Origin of the sequence: Pseudoalteromonas sp. CO109Y, from assembly GCF_004208935.1 — a bacterium.
In the GTDB taxonomy this organism is placed as follows: Bacteria; Pseudomonadota; Gammaproteobacteria; order Enterobacterales; family Alteromonadaceae; genus Pseudoalteromonas; species Pseudoalteromonas shioyasakiensis.
The window spans coordinates 99,288-121,161 of record NZ_SGPD01000011.1; the positions used below are offsets into that span (position 1 = coordinate 99,288).

At 42.3% G+C, this 21,874-nt stretch carries 21 protein-coding genes; 11 read left to right on the forward strand and 10 right to left on the reverse strand.

From position 1 onward, the window contains the following. Positions 1–53: 53 nt before the first annotated feature. The gene (locus EXT43_RS03240) at positions 54–476 is read right to left on the reverse strand and encodes a hypothetical protein (protein WP_055197207.1); all 423 of its coding nucleotides are present in this window, start codon (positions 474–476) and stop codon (positions 54–56) included. Between the two features lie 393 nt (positions 477–869). Here EXT43_RS03240 and EXT43_RS03245 point away from each other — a divergent pair, with 393 nt between their 5' ends. Together EXT43_RS03245 and EXT43_RS03250 are read left to right on the forward strand one after the other, a co-directional pair. Then, positions 870–1,322 carry a hypothetical protein gene (locus EXT43_RS03245; protein ID WP_062564434.1) on the forward strand — a complete coding sequence of 151 codons (453 nt, stop codon included), beginning with the start codon at positions 870–872 and terminating at the stop codon, positions 1,320–1,322. A 99-nt stretch (positions 1,323–1,421) separates the two neighbouring features. Next, complete coding sequence (locus EXT43_RS03250) at positions 1,422–1,769, forward strand: hypothetical protein (protein WP_054553794.1); 348 nt, start codon at positions 1,422–1,424, stop codon at positions 1,767–1,769. Between the two features lie 45 nt (positions 1,770–1,814). On the opposite strand, the gene EXT43_RS03255 is transcribed toward EXT43_RS03250, so the two are convergent. From EXT43_RS03255 to EXT43_RS03295, 9 genes are all read right to left on the reverse strand, one after another. Beyond that, a complete protein-coding gene (locus EXT43_RS03255; RefSeq protein WP_062564433.1) occupies positions 1,815–2,693 on the reverse strand; it encodes a LysR family transcriptional regulator in 879 nt (292 codons plus the stop codon). A 387-nt stretch (positions 2,694–3,080) separates the two neighbouring features. Then, a complete protein-coding gene (locus EXT43_RS03260) occupies positions 3,081–3,737 on the reverse strand; it encodes a 3-oxoacid CoA-transferase subunit B (protein WP_062564432.1) in 657 nt (218 codons plus the stop codon). Positions 3,738–3,748: 11 nt separating this feature from the next. Further along, positions 3,749–4,447 (reverse strand): CoA transferase subunit A, encoded by a 699-nt coding sequence (locus tag EXT43_RS03265; protein ID WP_054553797.1) that lies wholly within the window; start codon positions 4,445–4,447, stop codon positions 3,749–3,751. A gap of 11 nt (positions 4,448–4,458) precedes the next feature. Further along, a complete protein-coding gene (locus tag EXT43_RS03270) occupies positions 4,459–5,364 on the reverse strand; it encodes a hydroxymethylglutaryl-CoA lyase (RefSeq protein ID WP_062564431.1) in 906 nt (301 codons plus the stop codon). Next, complete coding sequence (locus EXT43_RS03275; RefSeq protein ID WP_130166328.1) at positions 5,364–7,328, reverse strand: acetyl/propionyl/methylcrotonyl-CoA carboxylase subunit alpha; 1,965 nt, start codon at positions 7,326–7,328, stop codon at positions 5,364–5,366. Before EXT43_RS03275 ends, EXT43_RS03270 begins: the two co-directional genes overlap by 1 nt. Positions 7,329–7,336: 8 nt before the next feature. Next, positions 7,337–8,107, reverse strand: a complete 771-nt coding sequence (locus EXT43_RS03280; RefSeq protein ID WP_062564429.1) for an enoyl-CoA hydratase/isomerase family protein — start codon at positions 8,105–8,107, stop codon at positions 7,337–7,339. A gap of 10 nt (positions 8,108–8,117) precedes the next feature. Next, on the reverse strand, positions 8,118–9,725 hold the full coding sequence (locus EXT43_RS03285; RefSeq protein ID WP_054561520.1) for a carboxyl transferase domain-containing protein: 1,608 nt from the start codon (positions 9,723–9,725) through the stop codon (positions 8,118–8,120). 9 nt (positions 9,726–9,734) lie between these two features. Next, positions 9,735–10,910: an isovaleryl-CoA dehydrogenase gene (locus tag EXT43_RS03290; protein ID WP_054561519.1), complete on the reverse strand. Its 1,176-nt coding sequence runs from the start codon at positions 10,908–10,910 to the stop codon at positions 9,735–9,737. Between the two features lie 44 nt (positions 10,911–10,954). Further along, complete coding sequence (locus EXT43_RS03295; RefSeq protein ID WP_054553803.1) at positions 10,955–11,389, reverse strand: MerR family DNA-binding transcriptional regulator; 435 nt, start codon at positions 11,387–11,389, stop codon at positions 10,955–10,957. Positions 11,390–11,730: 341 nt separating this feature from the next. On the opposite strand from EXT43_RS03295, the gene EXT43_RS03300 reads away from it, so the two are divergent. The 9 genes from EXT43_RS03300 to EXT43_RS03340 all read left to right on the forward strand — a co-directional run bounded on the left by EXT43_RS03300 (position 11,731) and on the right by EXT43_RS03340 (position 21,846). After that, positions 11,731–12,912: an acetyl-CoA C-acyltransferase gene (locus EXT43_RS03300; RefSeq protein WP_062564427.1), complete on the forward strand. Its 1,182-nt coding sequence runs from the start codon at positions 11,731–11,733 to the stop codon at positions 12,910–12,912. A 91-nt stretch (positions 12,913–13,003) separates the two neighbouring features. After that, complete coding sequence (locus EXT43_RS03305) at positions 13,004–14,494, forward strand: CoA-acylating methylmalonate-semialdehyde dehydrogenase (RefSeq protein ID WP_055197193.1); 1,491 nt, start codon at positions 13,004–13,006, stop codon at positions 14,492–14,494. 110 nt (positions 14,495–14,604) lie between these two features. Further along, positions 14,605–15,762 carry an acyl-CoA dehydrogenase family protein gene (locus tag EXT43_RS03310; protein WP_063528915.1) on the forward strand — a complete coding sequence of 386 codons (1,158 nt, stop codon included), beginning with the start codon at positions 14,605–14,607 and terminating at the stop codon, positions 15,760–15,762. 10 nt (positions 15,763–15,772) lie between these two features. Further along, entirely contained in the window at positions 15,773–16,552 is a 780-nt protein-coding gene (locus EXT43_RS03315; protein ID WP_063528916.1) for an enoyl-CoA hydratase, read from the forward strand. After that, a complete protein-coding gene (locus tag EXT43_RS03320) occupies positions 16,552–17,694 on the forward strand; it encodes an enoyl-CoA hydratase/isomerase family protein (protein WP_130166329.1) in 1,143 nt (380 codons plus the stop codon). The genes EXT43_RS03315 and EXT43_RS03320 overlap by 1 nt, the downstream gene beginning before the upstream one ends. A gap of 17 nt (positions 17,695–17,711) precedes the next feature. Continuing rightward, positions 17,712–18,602 carry a 3-hydroxyisobutyrate dehydrogenase gene (gene mmsB / locus EXT43_RS03325; protein ID WP_062564423.1) on the forward strand — a complete coding sequence of 297 codons (891 nt, stop codon included), beginning with the start codon at positions 17,712–17,714 and terminating at the stop codon, positions 18,600–18,602. A 9-nt stretch (positions 18,603–18,611) separates the two neighbouring features. Continuing rightward, positions 18,612–19,373, forward strand: coding sequence for an SDR family oxidoreductase (locus EXT43_RS03330; protein WP_062564422.1), 762 nt, complete (start codon positions 18,612–18,614; stop codon positions 19,371–19,373). Between the two features lie 108 nt (positions 19,374–19,481). After that, on the forward strand, positions 19,482–19,970 hold the full coding sequence (locus EXT43_RS03335; protein WP_062564421.1) for a hypothetical protein: 489 nt from the start codon (positions 19,482–19,484) through the stop codon (positions 19,968–19,970). Positions 19,971–20,025: 55 nt separating this feature from the next. Next, the gene (locus EXT43_RS03340; RefSeq protein WP_062564582.1) at positions 20,026–21,846 is read left to right on the forward strand and encodes a phosphotransferase; all 1,821 of its coding nucleotides are present in this window, start codon (positions 20,026–20,028) and stop codon (positions 21,844–21,846) included. Positions 21,847–21,874: the final 28 nt, after the last annotated feature.

Genomic DNA, 21,874 nt, shown 5'->3' on the forward strand with positions numbered 1-21,874 from the left:
ACGGCAAAACCCAGCCGAGGCTGGGTTTTGAGACAACACAATTCTTTGAGAACTTATAACGCTAAGTTCTTTTTCGCACGAGTTAAGTTGTGCTCAACTAACTCGTTACCTGAAATTTGTACTGCTTCGTAAAAGTCAGACAATGCCGCAGTGTCGTTTTCAGACATGATGCGTGCAACACCGCGGTTGCTTAACGTAAATGACGTTAGTTCGCGACGTTTGTAGCTAGGTACTTTACTCGTACTCAGTAAGCTGATTGCTTTTGAGCATAATGTTTCAGCTTCAGAGAATTTTTTCTCTTTAACACTCAAAGCACAGTCATTAAATGCTTGTTCGTATTGACGGTTTTCTGCAACATCAGCAGTGATAGATTGGTCAATTACCATCAATTTGTAGTCACTCTGATCAGCCACTGCCATAGCTGAACAAGTTAATAAAGAGCTAAGTGCAACGCGTTTCATAAGTGTACTAAACATAATCTTTTCCTCTATTTGAATCGGTATCAATCGCCGACAAATGAACTTTAATTGAACAGCGCAAATTCAACAAACGATAAAAAATGACCTAATAGATGAAGAAATTTAACCTATAGACTTTAGTCTAATGTAATGAGTTAGTCTTAAAGCCGTCAGCCGTCAGCCGTCAGCCGTCAGCCGTCAGCCGTCAGCCGTCAGCCGTCAGCCGTCAGCCGGGTGATCTGACCCCGATAAAGTAGACACGGGGTTTAAATAGCTAAAGTTTACGATAAAGAAAAATATAGGGGCAGAGTATGCAAAACAAACAAATTGTTGTTAATTAGAAATAAAATCGGTACTTTATGATGGTATGTATAGTTGATGATTTAATTTATTTAGAATAAGCGTATAACCATGAAACTGATACTTGCGTTGTTACTTTTAGGGCCTGTTATTGCCAATGCAGCTGAAGATAAAGTTGCTGTTTATCTTAATTTTGAGCAGGCTTATTTGAGCAACGATGTATCTTTGTTTACGCCATTATTAAGTAAAAACTATACCATTAGACAAACATTGCATATTCCAGGCATAGGGTCAGATACTGTACCTGTTACTAAAGCTCAGTTACTTGAAGGCATGAAGCAAAATCCTAAGCCTAGTTCATTACCGCGCTCAAAAGCTGAATCAGTTAAAATAGAAACAATTTCAAAACAGCAATTCTGTGCAAGTTCACAAACTTTAGATCAAGTCGTAGTAGCAGGTAAAAACTACGAAGAGAAGGAACTGCGCAAAGCCTGCTTTAAACATGAAAATAACAGCTATGAAGCTATATCACATACCATTGATGTGTATTATCGAGAGCTTTGATAGAGATAGTTATAGATTCAGAAATTTCCGTGTATCAAATAAACGTACTAACTGATATTAATTACGGATAAACCCTATAAATGAGATAAGGAAATAAATATGAAGAAACAGTTAGGTTTAGTAGCTGGAGTATTTTTAGCATCAACAAGTTGCTTCGCAGCTGATAGCTTTCAAGTTGAAACATCTGTTTATAAAGCGAATGAGCTACTAGCATCGCCAGTAATGCTGGTGGAAGAAAAACAACCTGCGACCATCTCTATAGGTGAGGGGTTTAGTTATGAAGTTAAAGTTACACCACAACAAAATAATACGGCAGCTGTAGAAACATCAATCACACTCGCTGGCAGCTATTTCACACCTTCTTTTGTTGTGGAATATGGTAAACAGGCTTCTTTTGAAATTGGTGAAAACAAAGTGAGTATTTTAGTAACCAAGTCGAAAAGTTAAATTAGCAATAAAAGACCCTCAACAAAATTGAGGGTCCTTTATTTATTATTTTAGATGTTTAAAAGTATCAATCATCCATTTTATAAATAGCTCTAATTGTGCATTAGTTTCGCTAGGATCGTGTTGCACTAAGTAATATTTATCTTTTGTTTTTAATGGCATATCGGTGAAATTAAATAACCACTGCTCATCAAACCAAGTCTGACTGATAGGTAAGGGGATTAGGGCAATACCCATACCCTGTTGCGCGGCACGTGCCACACCAAACATACTATCAACCTGAATAATTTGTTTTGGTGCAAAGTCATCAATACCAGCATGCTCTGCCCATTGGTGCCAAGCCCAAGGACGCGCTTTATGAAGTATAAGAGGTACTTCATTTAATGCCTGAAACGGGTTTTCTTGCCATGCTTGCCAGTTTTCTTTATTGCAAGCTGGTGTATAAGATAGTGAAAATAGCTCATGTACAACGCCTTCGTGCGGTTTAGATGAAGACAATACAATCGACAAATCGCTTTGCTTAGTCAGCTCTTTACGCGTTTTTAAGGTATTAAGCTGTAAGTTTGTATTTGGGTGCTCACTGGTCCATTCGCTCAGTTTTGGCATTAAAAGCTCACTGGCAAAAAACTCAGGTAGCGTAATACTGATCGTTACGTTTTCTTGTAACTGACTAAACTCATTAATGGTTTTTTCTAGCGCTTTGATCAGCGGTGATACAGAGTCATAAAAATTCTTCCCCGCAGCAGTTAGGCGGATAGAGCGGGTTTGACGTTCAAATAGTTCAATACCCAATTGTTCTTCTAATTGTTTGATCTGATGGCTTACGGCAGACGGTGTAAGGTAAAGTTGGTTTGCAGCATCTTTAAAGCTAAGGGTGCGTGCAGCAAAACAAAATGAGCGTAGGCCACGAATAGGTGTTTGCATAGTTAATTTCAGTAAGTCTCAATAGCGCTTGTTAGTTAATTAACTGCTAAGCAATTATTATCCCAAAATGTAAAAAATAGAGAGTAAAGAATGAATATAGCTAACTCTTGCCATATTGTATAAAAAACAATCGTGAATCGCTCGTTTAATCTATGTTTAGGCAAATGTTTAGTAAAAAAGTGATCTTAGCAGTTTTAGCTATTTCGTCATAGTCTCAGTATTAGATACTGCCAATTCACTAAAGCAGGGCATTTTATACTATTTATGTGACAAAATGGTGCGGCAAAGGGCTGACTTTAGATAAAAAAAATCCCTCTTGCGAGGGATTTTGGGTAACTCAGCGCCATTGGCACTGGGAATGAGGTCGGTACATGGGATGTGAGTGGTTTAAAAAACCATCTCTGGAACATCACCTTCAACAAGCAATTTGCCTGCCGTTTTGCTAATAATTTCATCTACCGACACGCCTGGAGCGCGTTCGATTAGATGAAATGCGCCGTCTTTAACTTCTAGTACGGCTAAATCAGTTACGATTTTCTTTACACAGTTAACCCCAGTTAGCGGTAAAGTGCAACTTTCTAATAACTTAGAGTCGCCATGCTTGCTTGCATGAGTCATCGTAACAATAATATTCTTCGCGCCAGCAACGAGGTCCATCGCGCCACCCATGCCTTTAATTAGCTTTTTTGGGATCATCCACGATGCGATGTTACCGTTCTGGTCAACTTCAAATGCACCTAATACAGTTAAGTCTACATGACCACCCCGTATCATGGCAAAACTATCTGCACTATTAAATATTGCTGCACCTGTGGCTGCTGTCACGGTTTCTTTACCCGCGTTGATCATATCTGCATCAACTTGGTCTTTGGTTGGGTACGCACCCATACCTAATAAGCCATTTTCAGACTGCAGCATAACTTCAATACCTTCAGGTACATAGTTAGCAACCAGAGTAGGGATACCAATACCTAGGTTTACGTAATAGCCATCTTGTAGTTCTTGTGCAACACGCATTGCAACTTGTTCACGTGATAATGCCATTTTATTGCTCCTTAATCGCGAGTTGTTACACGTTCAATGCGTTTTTCAAAGTCGCCTTTGATCACGCGATTAACATAAATACCTGGAGTATGAATTTGGCTTGGCTCAAGTTCACCTGGCTCAACAATTTCTTCTACTTCAGCAACGGTAATTTTACCTGCTGTTGCGGCCATCGGGTTGAAGTTCATTGCTGTGTGGCGAAATACAAGGTTACCGTAGCGGTCAGCTTTCCATGCTTTAACAATGGCAAACTCACCCGTAATTGATTCTTCTAAGATATACGGGCGACCATCAAATTCTTTGACTTCTTTACCTTCGGCAACAGGAGTGCCGTAACCTGTAGCTGTATAAAACGCAGGAATACCCGCACCACCGGCGCGCATCTTCTCAGCGAGCGTCCCTTGTGGTGTTAAAACAACATCAATTTCGCCATCGAGTAGTTGTTTTTCGAAAAGCGCATTTTCACCTACATAAGAAGCGATGATTTTTTTAATTTGCTTATCATGAAGTAAAACACCTAAGCCAAAATCATCAACACCGCAGTTGTTCGAAACAACGGTTAGATTTTTAGTTTGTTTACGCTTAATTTCACTGATAAGTCCCTCAGGAATACCACACAAGCCAAAGCCACCAGCGATAATAGTATCGCCATCTTTTAAACCTTCCATTGCAGCTTCATAACTTGAAACCACTTTATCGAAACCGGCCATGAGCCTACTCCTTAATTATTCTGAGTGTTCTTTAGAGCAAGTGATACCTTGCTGACAGGTTGTTTATTTAGGGCACTGCAAATAGCCCAACCAGCTTTCGCCAGTCTTTCTAAATCAATTCCATGCTCTATGCCAAGCCCTTGTAGTAAGTAAACTACATCTTCAGTGGCAACATTTCCTGACGCGCCTTTGGCATAAGGGCAGCCACCAAGGCCTGCAACAGCACTGTCAACCGTTGCTATACCGCGTGTTAGGGCGGTGTAAATATTTGTGAGCGCTTGTCCGTAGGTGTCGTGAAAATGTACAGCAAGTTTTGATTTATCAATATGTTGTAAAAGTAAATCTAATAACTCATCGACTTTTTTCGCCGTACCCACACCAATGGTGTCGCCAAGGCTTATTTCATAACAACCAAGCTCTAATAATCGCTCTGATACTTTTAATACATCATTGTAGTCGACATCACCTTGATATGGACAACCCATGACGCAGCTAACATAACCTCTAACACGAATGTTATTCGCCTTGGCAAAATCCATGACATCTTTAAAGCGGTCAATACTTTCATCAATCGAGCAGTTAATGTTCTTTTGACAAAACGCTTCACTTGCTGCTGTAAAGATAGCAAATTCTTGTATGCCGACTTGTTTTGCAGCCTCTGCACCCCGTAAATTTGGGGTGAGGGCACTTAAGTTAACATTAGGCAAATTTAACGCGCTAATTACATCGCTTGAGTCAGCCATTTGTGGCACCCATTTAGGTGACACAAAGGCGCCTGCTTCTATATCTTTAAGCCCAGCACCTGCTAGTGCGTTGATAAGAGCGACTTTATCTTGAGTGCTAACGGCGGCTTCATTTTGCAAGCCGTCTCTGGCGCCAACTTCTACAATGCGAACAAAATCAGGAAACTGTGCCATTACGCCTCCGGCTCTTCTACAATCGCGAGCATATCACCGTGGCTCACCAATTCACCTTCAGCAAAGCAATAGCTCGTTAATACACCATCATGCGGGGCATTAAGGGTGTATTCCATTTTCATCGCTTCGATGATGACAACAGCGTCACCTTTAGCGACAGTACTACCTACCTCAACTAAATGCTTAACAACAGTACCATTGAGTGGTGCAGCGAGTGGTAGTGCATCACTTTCGTGTTCACTAATATAGTGTTTATCAATCAGTTCTAGCACCGTTTGCTGTGCTTTGTACATCACTGTGATGTGAGAGTCTGCTTGATTAATATGAGCCACAACTTTTTCGCCATTAACGACTAAGTTCGCAAGGCCATTTTCAACGCTACCCGAAGTTGTATAGTCAACTCCATCTAGGTTGATTTTAAAGCCTTCTGAGGTCTTAACAGTATGAACGTTTAAATCAACAAACGGAATTGCTGTTTTAGCGTCACTGTTTAGCATAAAGCCTGTTAATTGTTGCCATGGGATGCTGCTTTCACCTTTTAGTTGATATGCATACGCATAGGCTGCCACAACGGTTGCAATAACAGACTGTTGCTCGTTTTTAGCAACAAGGCGCTCACCTTGGTCTTCAATAAAGTGCGTATCGGGTGCACCTGCTTGAAAAGTAGCGTGGTTAGCAAGATTATGTAAGAAATTAACGTTACAGCTAAAACCTGCTAGGTGGAATTGCTCTAGTGCTTTTGATAAACGCCCAAGCGCTGCCTCACGGTTATCGTCATGAACAATTAATTTAGCTATCATAGGGTCGTAGAACGGGCTAATTTCATCACCCGCTGCAACCCCTGTATCTATACGTACAAATTCAGATTCGTTCGGTGTGAATAGGGCGTCAATGTGGCCAGAACACGGAATAAAGTCATTACTTGGATCTTCTGCATAAATACGCGCTTCAAAGCTGTGACCTTGTAGCTGAATATCTGCTTGGCCAAGTGGTAATGCTTCACCTGCCGCCATATTGATTTGCCAATTAACCAAATCAACACCGGTTACCATTTCTGTTACTGGGTGCTCTACTTGTAAACGGGTGTTCATTTCCATGAAGAAGAATTCATCACCGCATAATAAAAACTCAACAGTACCTGCACCGCGATAGTTAATCGCTTGGGCACAACGTACTGCTGCTTCACCCATTTCTTTACGAAGTTCATCAGATAAACCCGGAGCAGGGGCTTCTTCAATTACTTTTTGGTGACGACGCTGCAAAGAGCAGTCACGGTCGCCTAAGTACACGCAGTTACCATGGCTATCTGCAAAAACTTGTACTTCAACATGGCGAGGTTTAGTGACGTAGCGCTCTAACAGTACTAAATCGTTACCAAAGCCGGCTTTTGCTTCACGTTTTGCGCCTTCAAGAGCACTGATAAAATCTTTTGCGTGTTCAACAACTCGCATACCTTTACCACCGCCACCAAAGGCCGCTTTAATCAGTACCGGGTAACCAATTTTTTCAGCCTCAGCTTGTAAAAACTCAGTATCTTGGTTGTCACCATAGTAACCAGGCACTAAAGGTACATTTGCTTGGTGCATAATTTCTTTAGCGCGGGTTTTTGAGCCCATAGCTTCAATACTTGATGCAGGCGGGCCTATAAAGGCGATATCATTTTTCTCACACGCGAGGGCAAAGTCACAGTTCTCAGATAAAAAACCATAGCCAGGGTGAATACAATCAACACCAGCTTGTTTTGCCACATCGATGATTTTGTCTGCCACTAAGTACGAATCTTTACTTGGCGCAGGACCAATACGATACGCCTCATCAGCAAGCTTTACGTGCTGGGCATATTTATCAGCATCTGAATACACTGCAACCGTTGTTAAGCCCATTTGCTTTGCTGTACGCATAACTCGGCAGGCAATTTCACCACGGTTGGCAACGAGAATTTTTTTCAATGATTTTGTTGTCATAATGGTTCCTATTTCTGCCAGTTAGGGGCACGTTTTTCAAAAAATGCAGTTAGGCCTTCTTGGCCTTCTTCAGATACACGAATGCGTGCAATGCGCTCTGCGGTTAACTCAATCAGCGCATTATCTATTACGTTGCCAGCGACATCATTGATTAGCTGCTTCGCTGCTTTAACAGCAATAGGGCCATTGTTGACAAGGTTTTGTAAATGTTTGTCGAGCGCTGTTTGTAAATCGCCGGTGATCTGGTGAATTAAACCCAGTTGCTTAGCTGTATGCGCGTCAAAAATCTCTGCCGTTAAAAAATAACGACGTGCAGCGCGCTCACCAATAGCTTTAATGACATAAGGGCTGATAACTGCAGGAATAAGACCAAGCTTTACTTCACTTAAGCAAAACTGTGCATCGTCTTGGCAAATTGCGATATCACAACACGCAATCAAGCCTAACGCACCGCCAAATGCAGCACCTTGTACGGCACAAATTGTTGGATGTGGGCTTGTAGCAAGGACTTTCATAAGCTTTGCTAGCTGCATAGAGTCCGCTAAGTTTTCTGCAAAGTCATTGCCAGCCATCGACTTCATCCAGTTTAAATCAGCGCCAGCAGAGAAGTGCTTACCTTCGGTTTTTAAAACCAGTGCGCGCACATCACAGCTATTTGCATGTTCAATTAAACGGATCAGCTCACTGATGACTTCTTCGTTAAATGCATTGTGTTTTTCAGGGCGACTTAGTACCAGTACAGCCACATTTGATTTTGTTATTTCGAGTGTTACTGACATAAGGCCTCCATTACATTCTAAATACGCCGAACTGCGAATCGCGCTCTGGTGCATTTTTAGCTGCACTTAAGGCAAGCCCTAATACATTGCGGGTATCAGCAGGATCGATAATGCCATCATCCCAAAGGCGGGCACTGGCGTAATATGGATGACCTTGTTTTTCGTATTGCTCTATAATTGGCTTTTTAAACTCACTGACTTGCTCATCAGTCATGCTTTCGCCTTTACGGGCTAAACCATCTTGTTTAACTTGTGCAAGAACGCCTGCTGCTTGTTCACCACCCATTACAGAGATACGAGCATTTGGCCACATCCACATCATGGTAGGCTCAAACGCGCGGCCACACATACCGTAGTTACCTGCACCATACGAGCCACCAATTAACACGGTAAATTTTGGCACATCAGCACATGACACAGCGGTTACCATTTTCGCACCATGTTTGGCGATGCCTTCAGCTTCGTATTTTTTACCAACCATAAAGCCAGTAATGTTTTGTAAAAACACTAAAGGAATTTTGCGTTGTGCACATAGTTGTATAAAGTGCGCGCCTTTTTGCGCTGATTCACTAAATAAAATGCCGTTGTTGGCAACAATACCGACAGGGTGACCAAATATTTTTGCAAAGCCGGTTACTAGTGTTTCGCCAAAGTAGCGTTTAAATTCATCAAACGATGAATCATCAACAACACGGGCAATTACTTCGCGTACATCAAATGGCTTTTTAAGGTCGGTACCCACAATGCCGTAAATTTCGTTAATGTCGTAACGCGGCGGTTTAACATCATCAAGTAATGGTGCAGTAGGGCGCTGATAGTTAATTCGTTCAATACATTGGCGCGCAATCGAAAGCGCATGAGCATCGTTTTCAGCATAGTGATCGGCAACACCTGATGTTTTACAGTGAACATCAGCACCACCGAGCTCTTCAGCACTCACTTCTTCACCCGTAGCCGCTTTAACCAGTGGCGGGCCTGCTAAGAAAATTGTGCCTTGCTCTTTTACGATAATACTTTCATCAGCCATGGCTGGTACATAAGCACCACCTGCAGTACATAAACCCATTACGACTGCAATTTGTGGAATGCCTTTACCAGACATACGAGCCTGATTATAGAAAATACGGCCAAAGTGTAATTTATCTGGAAATACATCATCTTGTTCAGGCAGGTTTGCACCGCCTGAATCAACTAAATAAATACACGGTAAATGACAACGCTCTGCGATATCTTGAGCACGTAGATGTTTTTTTACCGTTAGTGGAAAGTATGTACCGCCTTTTACAGTTGCATCATTGGCGATGATCATACATTCAACGCCTTTAACACGACCAATACCAGCAACAACACCGGCACATGGAATAGCTTGTTCATACACGCCAAAGGCAGCAAATTGAGAAATCTCTAAAAATGGCGAGCCTTCATCAAGTAGCGTTTCAATACGGTCACGAACAAACAACTTACCGCGGCCTTGGTGGCGCTCAATCAGGGCTGGGCCACCACCTAAACGGATATCAGCGACTTTTTCACGTAAATCACTTACGAGCGCTGCCATGTTGTCGTGATTTTGCAAAAATTGCGGATCGTGTGGATTTACACTCGATTTTAAAATCGTCATAACAAGGTCCTATCGGCTTTCAGTGAATAATTCGCGACCAATTAGCATGCGGCGGATTTCTGAAGTACCTGCGCCAATTTCATATAGTTTTGCATCACGTAATAAACGCCCTGTCGCATATTCGTTGATATAACCATTACCACCTAAGATCTGAATAGCATCCAGGGCCATCTTAGTCGCCAGCTCTGCGGCATATAAAATAGCGCCAGCGGCATCTTTACGCGTTGTTTCGCCGCGATCACATGCACGAGCTACCGTGTAAACATAAGAACGAGCTGCATTCATTTGCGTGTACATGTCAGCAATTTTGCCTTGAATCAGTTGGAACTGACCAATTGGGCTATCAAATTGTTTACGCTCATGAATATAAGGAACCACAATATCCATACATGCTTGCATAATGCCAAGCGGGCCTGCAGCTAAAACAACACGCTCATAATCTAGGCCACTCATAAGTACTTTTACGCCTTCGTTTAAGTTACCTAGAATGTTTTCTGCTGGTACTTCGCAGTTCTCGAACACTAATTCACAGGTGTTAGAGCCACGCATACCAAGTTTGTCTAGCTTCTGCGCAGTAGAAAATCCTGGTGTGTTACGTTCAACGATGAAGGCTGTGATCCCTTTAGGGCCGGCATTTAAATCTGTTTTTGCATAGATAACAAAGGTATCGGCATCTGGACCATTCGTGATCCACATCTTGTTACCGTTAAGTACAAACACATCGCCTTTTTTCTCAGCTTTTAATTTCATTGATACAACGTCAGAACCCGCATTTGGCTCACTCATCGCAAGGGCACCAATGTGCTCACCGCTGATAAGCTTAGGTAAGTACTTTTCTTTTTGTGCTTGTGACCCATTACGGTTAATTTGGTTAACACATAAGTTTGAATGAGCACCATAACTTAAACCAATCGATGCACTTGCACGGCTAATTTCTTCCATTGCGATTACGTGCTCAAGGTAACCAAGGCCAGCACCGCCAAATTCTTCAGGCACTGTCATTCCTAATAAACCCATTTCGCCAAGCTGTGGCCAAAGTTGATTAGGGAAGGCATTGTCTACATCTGTTTGTTCTGCAAGTGGGGCAATTTCTTGGCTAGCAAAGCTATTAACGTGATCGCGGATCATGTCTGCTGTTTCGCCAAGTCCGAAGTTCATTTCTTTATAAAGTGAAATAGTGCTCATAATGTGTGTTCCTGTGAGAGTCTGTTGACGAGATTGTTGTCAGGTTATTCGTCTAAATTATTAAGGGTTTCACGACAGCGGCGTTCTGCTGTAACCAATTCCATTAGTACAACTTTAATGTCGTCCATTTGTTGGCTCAGGTCCGCTTTTTTCTCTGCGATAAGGTCAAGCATAGTGACTAGCTGTTTAGCGCTCGATTTATCTGCATCGTAAAGTTCAAACAAACGGCCCGTTTCAGCCAAGGTAAAACCTAAGCGTTTACCACGTAGAATAAGTTTTAGTCTTACTTTGTCGCGTTTTGAATAAATACGGGTTTGACCATTGCGATCAGGTGAGATCAGGCCTTGGTCTTCATAAAAGCGGATAGAGCGGGTGGTAATATCAAATTCTTTTGCTAGTTCGCTGATACTAAACGTTTGCTCATTGCTAGCAGGTTCAACTGCTGCGCTTTCAAAGTTTGTTTGATTGTCTTGTTTCATTATTTATTTACCTCATTCGAATAACACCAATATAAGTGAAGTTTACGTAAAGGTAAAGGGTGATTTGGGAGTTATACTTTAGACTTATAAAGATAACTGGTTGGATTTGTTGAAAAGCTTTATTTATCTAGCCTTGTAAGCAGATGTTCGATTTTTCATACAACAAAATACAGATAAGTTTACAGTTTTGCCGGCCGCAAAAATGTTGATTTTAGATTTACGTTGGCGTAAACGTGAATATTATGTATGCTGAATTAAATCGAAATTAAACTATAACAAATTAACTGTTTGGTTACACATGATTTGAACACATGATGATAACCACTTACATGGAGCCAATTATGACTACTGAAGCCGTTGTTATTGTTGCCGCAAAACGTACCCCTATGGGTGGTTTTATGGGCGCACTAAGTGGTGCACACGCAACTGATTTAGGTGCTACAGCTATTAAAAGTAGCTTAGAGCAAGCCGGTTTATCTGCCGATAAGATTGACGAAGTGATCATGGGCTGTGTATTACCAGCTGGTCTTGGTCAAGCACCGGCACGCCAAGCAATGTTAAAAGCGGGTCTTAATCAAGGTACTGGCGCTACAACAATCAACAAAGTATGTGGCTCTGGCTTAAAGGCTGCAATGTTTGCCCATGACTTAATTAAATCAGGCTCTATTAACTCAGCGGTTGCTGGTGGTATGGAAAGCATGAGTAATGCCCCTTATATGTTACCAAACGCACGTTCAGGTATGCGTATGGGTCATGGCGAAGTAAAAGATCACATGATGTGTGATGGCCTTGAAGATGCTTACGACAACAAAGCAATGGGTTGTTTTGCACAAGACACTGCCGATCAATATTCAATTGGTCGTGAACAAATGGATAACTTTGCACTTAGCTCACTGACTAAAGCAAATAGCGCAATTGAAACAGGAGCATTTGCAAACGAGATTGCCGCGCACACTATTTCTACACGTAAAGGTGATGTGACCGTTGCGATTGATGAGCAACCAGGCAATGCACGTCCTGATAAAATTCCAGGTTTACGTCCTGCATTTAAAAAAGACGGCACTATTACAGCTGCAAACTCATCATCAATTTCTGACGGTGCAGCAGCGCTTGTGTTGATGCGTGAGTCAGATGCTAAAGCACAAGGTTTAACACCACTTTGCCGTATCGTTGCTCACAGCACACATTCTCAAGCACCAAGCAAATTTACTTTAGCACCAGTTGGCGCAATGCAATCGCTTTTAGAAAAAGCCGGTTGGTCTGTGAATGATGTTGATTTATGGGAAATCAACGAAGCGTTTGCGATGGTGACTATGCTTGCAATTAACGAGTTAAAACTTGATGAAAGCAAAGTAAACGTAAACGGCGGTGCCTGTGCACTTGGTCACCCAATTGGTGCAAGCGGCGCGCGTATCTTAGTTACCTTAATTCATGCATTAAAGAATCGTGGTCTTAGCAAAGGTGTTGCCTCACTGTGTATCGGTGGTGGTGAAGCTGTTGCTATGGCTGTTGAAGCTATTTAATCGCTTTAGAATTTTAATCTCTCACAGCCGCAACGTATTTTAAAAACTATCATGTTGCGGCCTCTTTATACCCACTGGGGAGGAGTGCCTCATGCACCAAGTACCTTTATTTATCAACGGCGAATTTACCCAATCAAGTTCATCGCAACTGATTGATGTTATCAACCCTGCGAACCAAGAAGTGTTAGCTCAAGTTCCGTGTGCAACAGATGCTGAAATGGATGCAGCCATTGCCTCTGCAAAAGAAACATTTAAAACGTGGAAAGAAGTGCCAATTTCTGAGCGTGCGCGCATCATGATGAAATACGCTGCACTACTAAAAGAAAACCATGACGAGCTTGCGACGATTATTTGTCATGAGCTGGGTAAAACATTTGAAGATGCCAAAGGCGATGTTTGGCGCGGTATTGAAGTTGTTGAGCAAGCAGCCAATGCACCATCACTGATGATGGGCGAAACAATGGAAAACGTAGCGCGTAAAATCGATACTTACTCTTACATGCAGCCACTAGGTGTATGTGCGGGTATTACGCCATTTAACTTCCCTGCGATGATCCCATTATGGATGTTCCCACTGGCTATTGTGTGTGGTAACACCTTTATTCTTAAACCATCAGAGCAAGATCCACTAACACCGATGCGTTTAGCTGAACTATTTGTTGAAGCGGGCGCGCCAAAAGGGGTGTTACAAGTTGTTCACGGTACAAAACCACAAGTTGACCGTTTATTAGAAGACCCAGCAGTACGCGCTATTTCATTTGTTGGTTCGTGTGGGGTAGGTGAATACATCTATTCAAAAGGCACAGCAAACCTTAAACGCGTGCAAGCTTGTGTAGGTGCAAAAAACCACATGGTTATTATGCCTGATGCAAGTAAATCGCATGTTGTAAACAACCTAGTAGGTGCGTCTGTAGGTGCTGCGGGTCAGCGCTGTATGGGTATTTCGGTTGCTGTATTTGTTGGCCAAGCAAAAGACTGGGTTGACGAAATTAAAGCAGGCTTTGAAAACGTACGTCCAGGTGTATGGGATGATGCCAACGCGGCTTACGGCCCACAAACATCAAAAGCAGCTAAAGATCGTATTTTATCACTTATCGCAAGTGGTAAAGAACAAGGTGCAACGTGCTTAATTGATGGCTCTGACTTTACTGTCGAAGGTTACGAGCAAGGTAACTGGGTTGGTCCAACGCTATTTACTGATGTAACCACAGAGATGGATTTATACAAAGAAGAGATCTTTGGTCCTGTACTGGCTTGTATGTTTGTAGATACTCTAGAAGAGGCGATTGAGCTTATCAATAACTCGCCTTACGGTAACGGTACTTCGTTATTCACATCAAGCGGCGCTGCTGCACGTAAATTCCAACATGAAATCGAAGTAGGTCAAGTTGGTATCAACGTGCCAATTCCTGTGCCACTACCGTTTTTCTCTTTCACAGGTTGGAAAGGCTCATTCTACGGTGACCAACACACCTACGGTAAGCAAGGTATTCGTTTTTACACAGAAACGAAAACAATTACTTCACGTTGGTTCGAGGATGATATCGCCTCAGGTCCGAACATGAGTATCAACCTTAAATAAGCCGTAATTAATTTACTGCTGAGCGAGCACACGCTCGCTCAAAGAACACACATTTAAACGACAATAATCGTTATTCACACAAGAATAAGACAACAAAATAGAGGTCTACTATGGACTTTAATTTAACCGAAGATCAGCAAGCGTTTGCTGAAACAGCCCGTCAGTTTGCAGAGTCTGAACTTGCCCCACATGCAGCAAAGTGGGACCAAGAGCACATTTTCCCTAAAGACACCATTAAGGCAGCCGGTGAGCTAGGCTTTTGTGGTTTATATACCCCTGAAGAAGCGGGCGGCTTAGGTTTATCTCGCCTAGATTCAAGCATTATCTTTGAGCAGCTTGCCATGGGTTGTACAGCAACCACCGCTATGTTGACCATTCATAATATGGCAACCTGGATGATTGCAAGCTTTGGTACTGATGACGTTAAAGCCCAGTACTGTGAACAATTAGTAATGGGTGAGTTACTTGCTTCTTACTGTTTAACAGAGCCTGGCTCTGGCTCTGATGCAGCATCACTAAAAACCAAAGCAGTTAAAGAGGGCGATGAGTATGTGATCTCAGGCTCTAAAATGTTTATTTCGGGTGCCGGTGAAACTGATTTACTTGTGGTTATGGCGCGCACTGGTGGTGAAGGCGCAGCTGGTATTTCGGCATTTGTTGTGCCTGCAGATGCTGCAGGTATTGAATACGGTAAAGCTGAAGAAAAAATGGGCTGGAATGCACAGCCAACACGTTTAATTAGCTTTGAAGGTGTCAGAATTCCTGCGGCTAACTTACTAGGTCAAGAAGGCGAAGGCTTTAAGTTTGCAATGCAAGGCTTAGACGGTGGTCGTATTAACATTGCAACTTGTTCAATAGGTACAGCTCAAGCAGCTCTTAATACTGCACGCGAATACTTAAAAGAGCGTGAGCAGTTTGGTAAGCCATTAGCTGCTTTCCAAGCACTGCAATTTAAGATTGCCGATATGAACACCGAGCTTGTTGCTGCTCGTCAAATGGTGCGCTTAGCCGCATTTAAACTAGATACAGGTGACAGCGAAAAAACCACTTACTGCGCGATGGCAAAACGTTTTGCTACAGATGTTGGTTTTAAAGTCTGTGACGACGCACTACAAATTCACGGTGGTTACGGTTACATCAAAGAATACCCATTAGAGCGTCATTTCAGAGACGTACGTGTGCATCAAATTCTTGAAGGCACAAACGAAATCATGCGTGTGATTATCGCACGTCGTATCTTAGCTGAGTCAGCTGGCGACATTCTATAAGGAGCAACCTATGTCTAATCCATCGATTGATTTAAATATTGAAGGTAACGTAGCGGTTTTAACCATGAATAACCCGCCAGCGAATACCTGGACACAAGATACATTAACTGCATTAAAAGACACTGTGACTGAGCTAAATGCTAACAAAAATGTCTATGCATTAGTGATTACAGGTCAAGGTGAAAAGTTCTTTAGTGCAGGTGCCGATTTAAACGTGTTTGCTAGTGGTGATAAAGGCGTTGCTGCCACCATGTCAAAAGTGTTTGGTGATGCATTTGAAGCATTAACAAATTTCCGTGGTGTATCAATTGCGGCAATTAACGGTTATGCCATGGGCGGTGGTCTGGAAGTGGCTCTTGCTTGTGATATTCGTATTGCTGAAGAGCAAGCTCAAATGGCACTTCCTGAAGCGAAAGTTGGCTTGCTGCCTTGTGCTGGCGGTACGCAAAACCTTGCATGGCTTGTTGGTGAAGGTTGGGCAAAACGCATGATCTTATGTGGCGAGCGCCTAAAAGCAGACAAAGCACGCGAAATTGGCCTTGTTGAAGAAGTGGTTGGTGCTGGCGAAAGTTTAGCGGCGGCAATGAAACTTGCTAACCAAGTTGGCGAACAAAGCCCAGTTGCTGTGACTGCATGTAAAGAGCTTATTCAAAAAGGTCGCACACAGCCAATGTCTCATGCATTGCCATTAGAGCGTGAGTTGTTTGTACAGTTGTTTGATACGCAAGACCAAAAAGAAGGCGTGAATGCATTCTTAGAAAAGCGTAAAGCAAATTGGGTAAATGGCTAATGACTAATGTAACACTACTAAATCATCAAGATGCGCCTGTGGTGTTTGAAACTGCAGAGGCTGAGAGCGGCCTCATTGCAATTGCGACACTCAATGCGCCTAAGTCGTTAAATGCCTTAAATTACGACATGATCCAATTGCTTGAGCCGCAGCTTAGAAAATGGGCTGACGATGAAGCAGTTGCCATGGTCATTCTAAAAGGGGCTGGTGAAAAAGCATTTTGTGCTGGTGGCGATGTAGTAAGCCTACATAAAGCAATGAGCACAGGTGAGCCTGCTAACTACATTGAAGACTTTTTTACCCTTGAGTACAAGTTAGACTACCTAATTCACTGCTATGAAAAGCCAATATTACTTTGGGGTAATGGCATTGTTATGGGTGGCGGCCTTGGCTTAATGGCTGGGGCAAGTCACCGTGTGGTAACCGAAACATCACGTATTGCAATGCCTGAGCTAACCATTGGTTTATACCCAGATGTGGGCGGCAGTTACTTCTTACATAAAATGCCTGAGCAAGTGGGTCTATTCTTAGGGTTAACTGCTGCGTCTATCAATGCTGAAGATGCCTTGTTTGTTAATCTTGCTGATCACTATGCATCAGCAGATAAATATGACGCTATTTTAACGGCTATCACCGCTGAAAAGTGGGGCAAAACAGCCTCATTAAACCACGAAAAGCTGACAAACATTTTAATCTCGATTGATAATATTTCAGGCCGTGTTCCTAAAGGCAATGTAAAAGATAACCTTGGGGTTATTCAAAAGCTGGCTGAGTTTGATTCATTGCAGGGAAAAATTGACTACATTCAAGCTTTAGAAACAGAAGATAAATGGCTTAATCGTGCGCAAAAATCATTAGCGCATGGTTGTCCGCTTAGTTGTGCGCTGGTTGAACGTCAATTAGCTAATTCAAAAGAGATGACGTTAGCACAGTGCTTCAAAATGGAGCTAGGCATGTCAGTTCGTTGTGGCGAAGTAGGTGAGTTCCAAGAAGGAGTTCGTGCGCTACTAATCGACAAAGACGGTGCACCAAACTGGCAGTTTAAATCGCTTAGCGATATCGACGAAGCAGTTGTAGATAGCTTCTTTACAGCACGCTGGGATGAGCAATCTCATCCACTTAACTCATTAACGTCATCTTAAGTCCAAGGGGTAAACAAATGGCTAAATTAACAATAGGATTTATTGGTTTAGGCAACATGGGTGGCCCAATGGCGGCAAACCTTGTCAATGCAGGTCATACAGTTCGCGTGTTTGACTTAAATAAAGCAGCGGTTAATGAGCTTGCCGATAAAGGTGCAATTGCTGCTACCGATGCAGCTGAGTGTGCCATTGGTGCTGATATTTTTATCAGTATGCTACCGGCAAGCAAACACGTTAAATCGCTTTACTTAGGTGAAACGGGTCTTATTAACTTACTTGATAGCAAAACCTTAGTGATTGACTGCTCAACCATTGATGCAGAATCAGCGCGTCAAGTGGGTAGCGAGCTTGCTCAAAAAGGCATTGATTTTGTTGATGCACCGGTATCAGGTGGTGTTGCAGGTGCAACAGCGGGCACTTTAACCTTTATCGTCGGTGGTGAGCAAAGCCACTTTGAAAAAGCCAAGCTGGCTTTAGTGGATATGGGTAAAAACATCTTCCATGCTGGTGATATTGGCGCAGGCCAAGTCGCAAAAATCTGTAACAACATGCTGCTAAGCATTTTAATGGCAGGTACTAGCGAAGCACTACAAATGGGCATCAACAATGGGCTCGATCCAAAAGTGTTAAGTGACATCATGAGCGCAAGCTCTGGTCGTAACTGGACACTTGAGCTTTACAACCCATGCCCTGGTGTAATGGAAACAGCACCAGCAAGTAATGATTATAAACCGGGCTTTATGGTTGATTTAATGGCAAAAGACTTAGGTCTTGCTATGGAAGCGGCTCAGCAAAGTAATTCATCTACCCCAATGGGGTCAATGGCGAAGAATCTATACACTATGCTTCAGCATCAAGGTGCGGGTAGTGATGATTTTAGCGCTATTTTTAAATTATTCTCGAAGTAGGAGATTGTTGTGGAAATTAAAAACAACAACATCGTAATTACCGGTGGTGCGCAAGGTTTAGGCTTTGCGATGGCCGAGAAATTTGCATCCCTTGGTGCGAACATCGCTCTTATCGATATGCAACAAGACGTACTAGATACTGCAGTATCAGCGCTTGCTAAGTATGGCACAAAAGTCATGGCGTATGCTGCTAATGTGACCGACGAAGACGCTGTGGTAGCAACGTTTAATACTATCAACAAAGACTTTGGCCATATCGGCGTGTTAATTAACAACGCGGGTATCTTACGCGATGGTATGTTTATCAAAGCAAAAGAAGGCAAAGTAGTTGATAAAATGTCGTTGGCTCAATTTCAATCTGTTATTGATGTGAACCTAACAGGCGTATTTTTAGCTGGTCGTGAAGCTGCAAGCCACATGATTGAGTCTGGCAAAGGCGGCGTTATTGTTAATATGTCGAGTGTTGCCCGTGCTGGTAACATTGGCCAAACAAACTATGCTGCGTCTAAAGCCGGTGTTGTTGCGATGACAACAGGTTGGTCGAAAGAATTAGGTCGCTTTGGTATCCGTGTTGGTGCAATCGCACCAGGTGTTATTCGCACCGCGATGACAGATGCAATGAAACCAGAAGCAAAACAACGCATGATGGCGGTTACGCCAGTGGGTCGTTTTGGTGAAGCAGAAGAAATTGCTCAAACAGCACAATACATTGTAGAGAATGACTTCTTTACAGGTCGTGTTGTTGAAATTGATGGCGGTATCCGCCTTTAGTTTGAAATGGTAACCCTTTACCCATTGAAAGTACCAAAACGGTAAGCCTAGCTTGCCGTTTTTTTATTTTTAAAGTATTTTAAATTCATAATGATAAGGAGATTTGTTATGAACACGGATGGCATTACAGTATCAATGAGCAAGGGAATTAAAGCCAACTTCAAGCTGGGTGAACATTTAATTCAATACTGGGGTTCTGCTTACTCAGGTAAAGAAGTTTTGAAAGTAGACAGTGAATTAATAGCAGAATCACGTAACTTTAAAACTAAATCTGTTCATGAGTTTAATGTTGATGGTAAAGTCTGCCAATTAACAATTTCAGTGACTTTATTCAGGAAGTTTTCTTCTACCATTACATTAGAGTGTGAGGGTGAGCTAGTTCACAGTTATCAACTCACATATGGTAAAACCCGACAAATTGCTTGGTATTTAAAAGCAATCCCATTTTTATTTGCAGGGGTTTTAGGCTGGTGTTTTGCCGCTGATATTCTTACCTTATTAGAGTTGGTTATCTTTTTTTGCTTAACCTTTGCAGTATCAGAACTGGTTCTGAAAGATCAAGGCTGGATCATCGAAGAGCAAAAGCCTTGTAATTAACTGTTTAGCATTCAATAATTAAGCGGTTAAAAGCCGCTTAACTTTGAGAGATGCAGTGAATCCCAAACAAATCCGCAATTTTTATATCAATGAAGAACAGTCTGTTTATTTACTGTCTCACCATGATGCTAAAAAGCACCGTCAATGGCTTAATATTTGTATTAAACAGCTTACTTTGCTTGGTTACAGTGACGTTGAATTAATTGGCTCTGGTGCATTCGGATTTGTTTTTGCCGGTGTTGATGATGAAAACCTACCTTGGGTATTTAAGTTTTCCCGGATAACCCTTGCACAAAGTGTGCGTGACCGTCTAGAAGACGAAGCGTACATGCTCTCGCAAGTTAATAATCCGCTGGTGCCAAAATTTTATGCCTTTGAACGCATTAAAAAGCAAGGCATTTTAATGATGGAGCGCGCTCTAGGTGAAGACTTAGAAAAAATCTCTATCAAACAGGGGCGTTTTAGCGCAGCAAAAGTTATGGCGCTGGCTCTTAGACTACGTAATGTGCTTTTAGATTTACGTGAACACAAAAATGGCTTAAGCCCTCAGCCAATTGTGCATGGCGATATTAAACCCTCTAACATTGTTTATGATGAACAAACCAATAAATTGTCATTGGTAGACTGGGGCAGCTCTGTTTACGCACAAATAGATGCTGAAGGTAATCCGGTTGCCAGCAACTTTATGGATCTTATGTCTGCTGATATTAGCACCACTAATGCACGCATGGGTGATGTGTATTTTATTGGTGATGAGCAAATGTCTGGCGGGCAGTCATCGCCACGTTTTGATGAACAAGGTGTCGCATCAACCCTTTATGCACTGGCCTCTGCACAATCTTGTAGATTTGGTGCGGCGGTTATTCCTGCTACAAGCCTGAATTTACCTATGGAGCTTGCCCGTGTTATTGACGGTATGCTTTCAAAAAATAAGGCCACTCGCGATGGGGCTGGTGATTATTTTATGCGAAACATGCCTACAATGGCTAAAGCTTATCTCCCTGAGCTGCCCCGTAAAGTCATTCGCCCTTATATTCCTTATTGGTTTAGTGAGTTTGATGAACACCCAGATACGGTTGTTTATAGCTCGCGTAAACAATTTTTAAGACAAGCCGACCATAATCAACAATTACTTGATGTAAACGATGCCCAGCTCGACAGATACTACAAAGAGTTTTTATTTGATACCGGCGACACCGAAAAAGCATTTTTAGCTTCTATAAGCCGATTAGCAAAATATCCGGTAGTAGGGGGCTTGAGTTTTCATTGGAAAGAAAACTCACTGTTTGTTGAGTCTTCCCTTATTTTGCATGATGAAACGCTCGGCACAGCGTTTACTGATGCGATCAACAACACAGTAATGCTAGCACAGGGGATTGAACAAAAAGGTCTCTTTAAGTGTTGCTTGTTTGATGCGCGTAAAACCATTCAGCTCGAGCGTGATGGAACAGGTGCGTTTAAATTTGAACACTTACCAGAGCTTGATTATGAAGTGATGGATGTACAAGCCTCAGATGTAACCAGACCGCATTCTTACTTTGAAGATGGTAAAGACCCAGATGAGCAATTACAGCTCCCGAAAAAGGTCATAAAGTGTGTATTTGAACTTAACCAAATACACCATACGGGCTGTATTATTTTCGAAGCCTTACCTGATAGGATGAAAATACATCATTACTATCGACTGCTTGATGCCAGTAAAGAGCCTGAATTTAAACGTTTATTAAGTAAGCTCATGCAATATGCGGTTAGTATCACAGATGTAGGTGTGGCAGGCTTTATGAAGCTACCTTACAAAAATACCCGTGAATTTGATTTGTGCACTAAACAGCCCGATGAGTTTTATCCGCGAGATCCCAAAAGAGTGGAATGCTAAAAGCTGACCTGATTCAAACAGTTAAGGA

Excerpts from the sequence above, each read along its gene's own strand:
- EXT43_RS03240 (WP_055197207.1), bottom strand. The coding sequence starts at position 476 with ATGTTTAGTACACTTATGAAACGCGTTGCACTTAGCTCTTTATTAACT.
- EXT43_RS03260 (WP_062564432.1), bottom strand. The coding sequence starts at position 3,737 with ATGGCATTATCACGTGAACAAGTTGCAATGCGTGTTGCACAAGAACTA.
- EXT43_RS03245 (WP_062564434.1), top strand. The coding sequence starts at position 870 with ATGAAACTGATACTTGCGTTGTTACTTTTAGGGCCTGTTATTGCCAAT.
- EXT43_RS03335 (WP_062564421.1), top strand. The coding sequence starts at position 19,482 with ATGAACACGGATGGCATTACAGTATCAATGAGCAAGGGAATTAAAGCC.
- EXT43_RS03280 (WP_062564429.1), bottom strand. The coding sequence starts at position 8,107 with ATGTCAGTAACACTCGAAATAACAAAATCAAATGTGGCTGTACTGGTA.
- EXT43_RS03295 (WP_054553803.1), bottom strand. The coding sequence starts at position 11,389 with ATGAAACAAGACAATCAAACAAACTTTGAAAGCGCAGCAGTTGAACCT.
- EXT43_RS03250 (WP_054553794.1), top strand. The coding sequence starts at position 1,422 with ATGAAGAAACAGTTAGGTTTAGTAGCTGGAGTATTTTTAGCATCAACA.
- EXT43_RS03265 (WP_054553797.1), bottom strand. The coding sequence starts at position 4,447 with ATGGCCGGTTTCGATAAAGTGGTTTCAAGTTATGAAGCTGCAATGGAA.
- EXT43_RS03300 (WP_062564427.1), top strand. The coding sequence starts at position 11,731 with ATGACTACTGAAGCCGTTGTTATTGTTGCCGCAAAACGTACCCCTATG.
- EXT43_RS03305 (WP_055197193.1), top strand. The coding sequence starts at position 13,004 with ATGCACCAAGTACCTTTATTTATCAACGGCGAATTTACCCAATCAAGT.
- EXT43_RS03320 (WP_130166329.1), top strand. The coding sequence starts at position 16,552 with ATGACTAATGTAACACTACTAAATCATCAAGATGCGCCTGTGGTGTTT.
- EXT43_RS03275 (WP_130166328.1), bottom strand. The coding sequence starts at position 7,328 with ATGACAACAAAATCATTGAAAAAAATTCTCGTTGCCAACCGTGGTGAA.
- EXT43_RS03290 (WP_054561519.1), bottom strand. The coding sequence starts at position 10,910 with ATGAGCACTATTTCACTTTATAAAGAAATGAACTTCGGACTTGGCGAA.
- EXT43_RS03310 (WP_063528915.1), top strand. The coding sequence starts at position 14,605 with ATGGACTTTAATTTAACCGAAGATCAGCAAGCGTTTGCTGAAACAGCC.
- EXT43_RS03285 (WP_054561520.1), bottom strand. The coding sequence starts at position 9,725 with ATGACGATTTTAAAATCGAGTGTAAATCCACACGATCCGCAATTTTTG.
- EXT43_RS03255 (WP_062564433.1), bottom strand. The coding sequence starts at position 2,693 with ATGCAAACACCTATTCGTGGCCTACGCTCATTTTGTTTTGCTGCACGC.
- EXT43_RS03315 (WP_063528916.1), top strand. The coding sequence starts at position 15,773 with ATGTCTAATCCATCGATTGATTTAAATATTGAAGGTAACGTAGCGGTT.
- mmsB (WP_062564423.1), top strand. The coding sequence starts at position 17,712 with ATGGCTAAATTAACAATAGGATTTATTGGTTTAGGCAACATGGGTGGC.
- EXT43_RS03270 (WP_062564431.1), bottom strand. The coding sequence starts at position 5,364 with ATGGCACAGTTTCCTGATTTTGTTCGCATTGTAGAAGTTGGCGCCAGA.